The sequence below is a fragment of the uncultured Veillonella sp. genome (assembly GCF_915069625.1).
GTDB lineage: Bacteria > Bacillota > Negativicutes > Veillonellales > Veillonellaceae > Veillonella.
Map to the genome: position 1 here is coordinate 1 of NZ_CAJZFD010000143.1, position 5,509 is coordinate 5,509.

The 5,509-nt window shown below is 42.2% G+C and carries 4 protein-coding genes; all 4 read right to left on the bottom strand.

All coding sequences use genetic code 11. From position 1 onward, the window contains the following. Positions 1-140: respiratory nitrate reductase subunit gamma (locus QZ548_RS07625; protein WP_295869470.1), on the bottom strand; the 140-nt coding region annotated here is incomplete at its 3' end. Then, entirely contained in the window at positions 137-661 is a 525-nt protein-coding gene (gene narJ, locus QZ548_RS07630; RefSeq protein WP_295869465.1) for a nitrate reductase molybdenum cofactor assembly chaperone, read from the bottom strand. The genes QZ548_RS07625 and narJ, both read right to left, overlap by 4 nt. Then, entirely contained in the window at positions 661-2,088 is a 1,428-nt protein-coding gene (gene narH, locus QZ548_RS07635; RefSeq protein ID WP_077708023.1) for a nitrate reductase subunit beta, read from the bottom strand. Before narH ends, narJ begins: the two co-directional genes overlap by 1 nt. Further along, a partial coding sequence (locus tag QZ548_RS07640; RefSeq protein ID WP_295869468.1) for a nitrate reductase subunit alpha occupies positions 2,078-5,509 on the bottom strand: 3,432 nt, incomplete at its 5' end. The genes QZ548_RS07640 and narH, both read right to left, overlap by 11 nt.

The following is a 5,509-nucleotide window of genomic DNA, read 5'->3' on the forward strand; positions in this document are numbered from 1 at the left end:
ATGCGCAATTGTTTTTTCTCTAAAAATTCACTCGATTTTGTAGTCCAGTTTCTTTCAAAATAGAAGAAACGAACCAAGGTACCTACGATTAAGAAGGTGAATGCGATGTAAGGCAAAGCGCCCCAAAGGAATAGATTCATCGTGCACCGTCCTCCAATCCATTTGCAACAGACAAGATAATATCAAACAAGAATGCATAAGGCAGTTTAGCCTCAATGAAGCGTTCTCTAATGTATTCCAATTTTGGCTTACAATAGTCGTAAATTTCTTTTGATTTTTCATCATCGATAACGGCACATAGCTCAAGAAGTGCTGGAATATAATCAGGCATTTCTTTTGGCAAATCATAGTCGTTTTCGAGGAAGAAAGCTTTAAATTTTACGAGTTCTTCCGCTTGTTCCCCTGTACCTTGTAACTCATAAGTGGACAAATACATTGTTGTATTTTGACTGAAATCAAAGGTACGAACATATTGGTCTTCAAATTCTTTTTTATTGGATTCCTCTACATAGTCGAAGAATTCTAATAAACCTTGGCGAAGTTGAGGATGCCCAACGGATTGGGCGTCCTCTCTCCATTCAGGTAATTCGTTATACCATTGTTCATCAGGATAGCGTAGAAGAAATGACGCAATAAGAGCGATTTTCTGAGCATCCTTCATTATTGACATCCCCCTGTAGGGCAAGCAAAGCCGCGATTTTGTTGCATTTCTAGGCGACCTTCGCGAGATACTTTAACATCAGATGGGATAACAAAGCGATCATTGTATTTGGACAATGCCAACAATTTATACATAGCGTACATTTGATCTTCTGTTAAATCAACTTTGTGTTCGATAGGACCATCACCTGTTTCACGACGGCGCATGTATTCACGCATGTCGAGAACACGTTGCAATGTACGAGCTAAGATTTCTGTATTACCTGCTGTAAACAGATTAGCTAAGTACTGTACAGGCACGCGCATTTCGTGTGCATCTGGCAAGTATACATCAGATGTTACACGTTGCAAGATTGGGCTGAGTGGTGGCACATACCAAACCATTGGCAATGTACGGTACTCAGGATGCAATGGCAATGCCACGCCCCATTCTTTTACAAGTTTGTATACAGGAGATTTTTGAGCTGCTTTAATCCATGCTTCGGAGATACCTTCTGCACGAGCTGCTTTGATAACCTCAGGATCATGAGGATCCAAAATTAACTCTACTGTATTTTCGTAAATATCTTGTTCATTTTTTGTAGCTGCCATTTCTTCGACTTTGTCCATGTCGTAGAATACAACACCTACGTAGCGCATACGACCTACGCATGTTTCAGCACAGATTTGAGGCAAGCCATTTTCCAAACGTGGGTAACAGAATACGCATTTTTCAGCTTTATTTGTTTCCCAGTTGTAGAAGATTTTTTTGTATGGGCAAGATGGAACACAATGTCTCCAACCGCGACATACGTCTTGAGATACAAGAACTACACCATCTTCATCGCGTTTGTAGATTGCGCCAGATGGACATGCAGCTACACATGCAGGGTTCAAGCAGTGGTTACAAAGACGTGGCAAGTAACGCATGAATACTTCTTCGTAATCAAATACGATATCTTCGCCCATCTTAGCCAAGTTCACATCGGAACGAGCATGTTGACCACCTGCTAAATCGTCATCCCAGTTAGGACCCCAAGTAACTTCCATTTTTTGTTTAGTCACAAGGGAACGAGGACGAGCAACTGGTTGGTTGTTTTTACGACCACCATGAATCAATGTTTCATAGTCATATGTCCAGGGTTCGAAGTAATCCTTCAATTCTGGTTGTTCAGGATGGAAGAATAATTTCATCAAACGGTTTGTTTTAGAACCTGTAGAAAGAGCCAATTTACCAGAATTATCTAATGTCCAGCCGCCTTTCCATTTTTCTTGGTCTTCCCAATGACGTGGATAACCTACGCCTGGGCGAGTTTCCACGTTATTGAAGTACATATATTCCGCGCCTTCGCGGTTCGTCCATGTATTTTTACAAGTGATAGAGCATGTATGACAACCCAAACACTTATCCAAATTTAGGACCATAGATACTTGAGCCTTAATCTTCAAGCCAATCTACCTCCTTCATTTTACGAGCCACAATTGTCATATCACGTTGGTTACCAGTTGGGCCATAGTAGTTAAAGCCATAGCTCAATTGGCCATAACCGCCAATCATGTGTGTCGGTTTCATGTGAATATGAGTTGGTGCATTATGCGTACCACCGCGTTGTTTCTTAACCTTCGCGCCAGGAACGTTGATGTGACGGTCTTGGGAATGGTGCATATAGGAAATACCGCGAGGAATACGTGGGGAAACTACAGCACGAGCTGCAACGATACCGTTTTTGTTGAAAGCTTCTACCCAATCATTATCTTTAACGTCAATTTCTGCTGCATCATCTTCGTTAAGCCAAATTGTTTGACCACCACGGAACAATGTTAACATTTGTTGACTATCGAAATACATACTATGTGTAGACCACTTATGATGTGGTGTTAAGTATTTCAATGTGATTTCAGGGATACCTTCTTGTTTGTAGTCACCTTGTACTGGTTTATAGGACAATACAGGTTTGTACAACGCCATAGCTTCACCGTAATCGCGCATCATTTCATGGTCGCAATAGAAGGATTGACGACCTGTTACGGTACGGAATGGTACCTTATCTTCTGTAGATGTAGTAAATGGAGAATAACGACGGTTTTTATCGTTCTTACCAGTACTTGTTACAGAGCTAATGATGAAGCGTGGTTGGCGAACCATATCATCGAAAGTAATTTTTTCTTGTTCGCGACCTTTTGCGTTCTTTTCAAGACCAGAAAGACCTGTTTTTTCTTCCATAGCTTTCCAAGATCGAACAGCCAATTTACCATTTGTACAAGAAGATAATGTTAATACAACATTACAAGCTTCCTTACATTCGTAAATGCTAGGACGGCCATGAGAAATGAATTCTGGATTATCGATGATACCATTTTGATCATATAATGTCTTGTATTCATCAGATACATCCCACGCCATGCCATGAGCACCCATTTTGTTTTCAATATTAGGTCCCAACGCAATGTATTTTTCAAAGATTTTACTATAATCACGTTTTACATGAACGAGGTTCGGCATTGTTTTACCAGGAATTGGTTCACATTCGCCTTTGCTCCAATCGAGAACCTTACCTTCTGGTTGTGCCACTTCACCTGGGCTGTCATGACCAAGAGGTAATGCTACGATATCTTCATATTCTGTGAAGCCAGACTCTTTCGCTACGCGAGATACTGTTTCTGCAAGGGTACGGAATGTATCCCAGTCAGATTTAGTTTCCCATGCGCAATCAACAGCTGCTTGGAATACGTGTACATATGGATGCATGTCTGTAGAAGACAAGTCTTCTTTTTCATACCATGTAGCTGCAGGGAATACGATATCAGAGTACAAACCTGTAGAAGCCATACGGAAGTCGATGTCGATTAAGAGGTCAAGTTTACCAGCTTCATCTGCTTCGCGCCATTTGATTTCTTCTGGTTTTACTGGTGCGTCATCATCTTCGAGAACACCATGTTTTGTACCAAGTAAATGTTTCAAGAAATATTCATGGCCTTTAGAGGAAGAACCGATAAGGTTCGCACGCCATACAAACAAGTTGCGTGGGTGGTTTTCTTTAGCCGCTGGATCTTCTACGCAGAATTGTAATTCTTTGTTTTTCAATGCTTGCGCTACATATTGATTAATTTCTGCTTCTGTACCAGCACCTGCTGCACGAGCATCGTTAATCAATTCTTGGCTGCCTTTATTGAAAGTAGGGTAAGATGGCAACCAACCTAAACGTGCAGCCAATACGTTGTAGTCACCAGGGTGACGGTAACGAGGTTTAGCTAATTTAGACACGCGGTCTGCCAAATCGATGCAATCAGAACGATATTGTTCTGTAGCAAAGTAGAACCAAGATGTACCATTTTGCAAACGAGGAGCTTTACTCCAGTCGTTAGCTGTCATGATACCGCCCCAGCCTTCAACAGGACGAAGTTTTTCTTGACCTACGTAGTGAGCCCAGCCACCACCGTTAACACCTTCTGTACCACAGAACATAATGAGGTTCAAGATTGTGCGGTAAATGATATCTGCATGGTACCAGTGGTTAATACCACCACCCATGATAATCATGGAGCGACCTTTAGTTTTTTCTGCATTATCTGCAAATTCGCGAGCTGTAGCAATAGCGATATCTGCTTTTACGCCAGTGATTTTTTCTTGCCATGTTGGTGTGTATGGAGTGTCATCAGTGTACGCTTTAGCCACTTCACCACCGATACCACGGTCGATACCGTAGTTAGCAAGGATGAGGTCATATACTGTAGTTACTTTTACAGGACCATCAACAGTTTGTACTGTAATCGTTGGAATAGCACGTTCAATAACGCCTTCGTGCTCTTCATCACCAAAGTATGGCAACTTAACAACAGTCACATCTTCGCGTTGATCAAATACGGATAAACGTGGGTCAATTTTAGCCCCTGTATCGCGGTTTTCAAGACGCAAATTCCATTTTTGAGGGTTCGTGTGACGTTCACCCATCGTACCATTAGGAACAACGATTTCATTTGTAAGTTCATCGATCAATACCATTTGGAAGTCTGCGCCTTCCTCTTGGCGACCTAAGTCCTTAGCATTCAAGAAACGGCCTGGTTGTACAGTGCCATTGATATCTTCAACGCGTACAAGGAATGGCATATCAGTAAACTCTTTTGCATACTCTTTGAAGTATGGAGTTTCTTTATCGATGTAATATTCTTTTAAGATAACGTGACCCATTGCCATAGCAAGAGCCGCATCAGTGCCGGCTTTTACATTGAGCCAAGCATCGGAAGAAGTTGTGGATTCCGCATAGTCAGGGGATACGGATACAACTTTAGTACCTTTGTAACGAACCTCTGTCAAGAAGTGAGCATCTGGCGTACGAGTCAATGGTACATTGGAACCCCAAGTCATGATGTAACCAGCATTGTACCAGTCACCAGATTCAGGAGTATCAGTTTGTTCACCCCAAACTTGAGGGCTAGAAGGTGGTAAATCGGCATACCAGTCATAGAAGGACAATGGTGTACCACCCATTAAGTTAAGGAAACGAGCACCTGCTGCATAAGACAACATGGACATCGCTGGAATTACAGAGAAGCCTGCGTTGCGGTCAGGGCCGTATGTTTTCGCTGTATATAATAAGGATGCAGCAGTAATTTCTGTTGCTTCATCCCATGTGGAGCGCACAAAGCCACCCATACCACGGGCAGATTTGTATTTTTTCGCTTTTTCAGGATCTTCTACGATAGATTTCCAAGCTTCGATTGGGTTCTTAGCATGCTTTTTCGCTTCTCTCCAAAGCTCAGCCAATTCGCCGCGTACATAAGGATATTTTACGCGCAATGGGCTATAGAGATACCAAGAGAATGTCGCACCACGAGGGCACCCACGTGGTTCGTAATCCGGCATATCATC

Coding starts and splice junctions, on each gene's coding strand:
- narJ (WP_295869465.1), bottom strand. CDS start 661: ATGAAGGATGCTCAGAAAATCGCTCTTATTGCGTCATTTCTTCTACGC.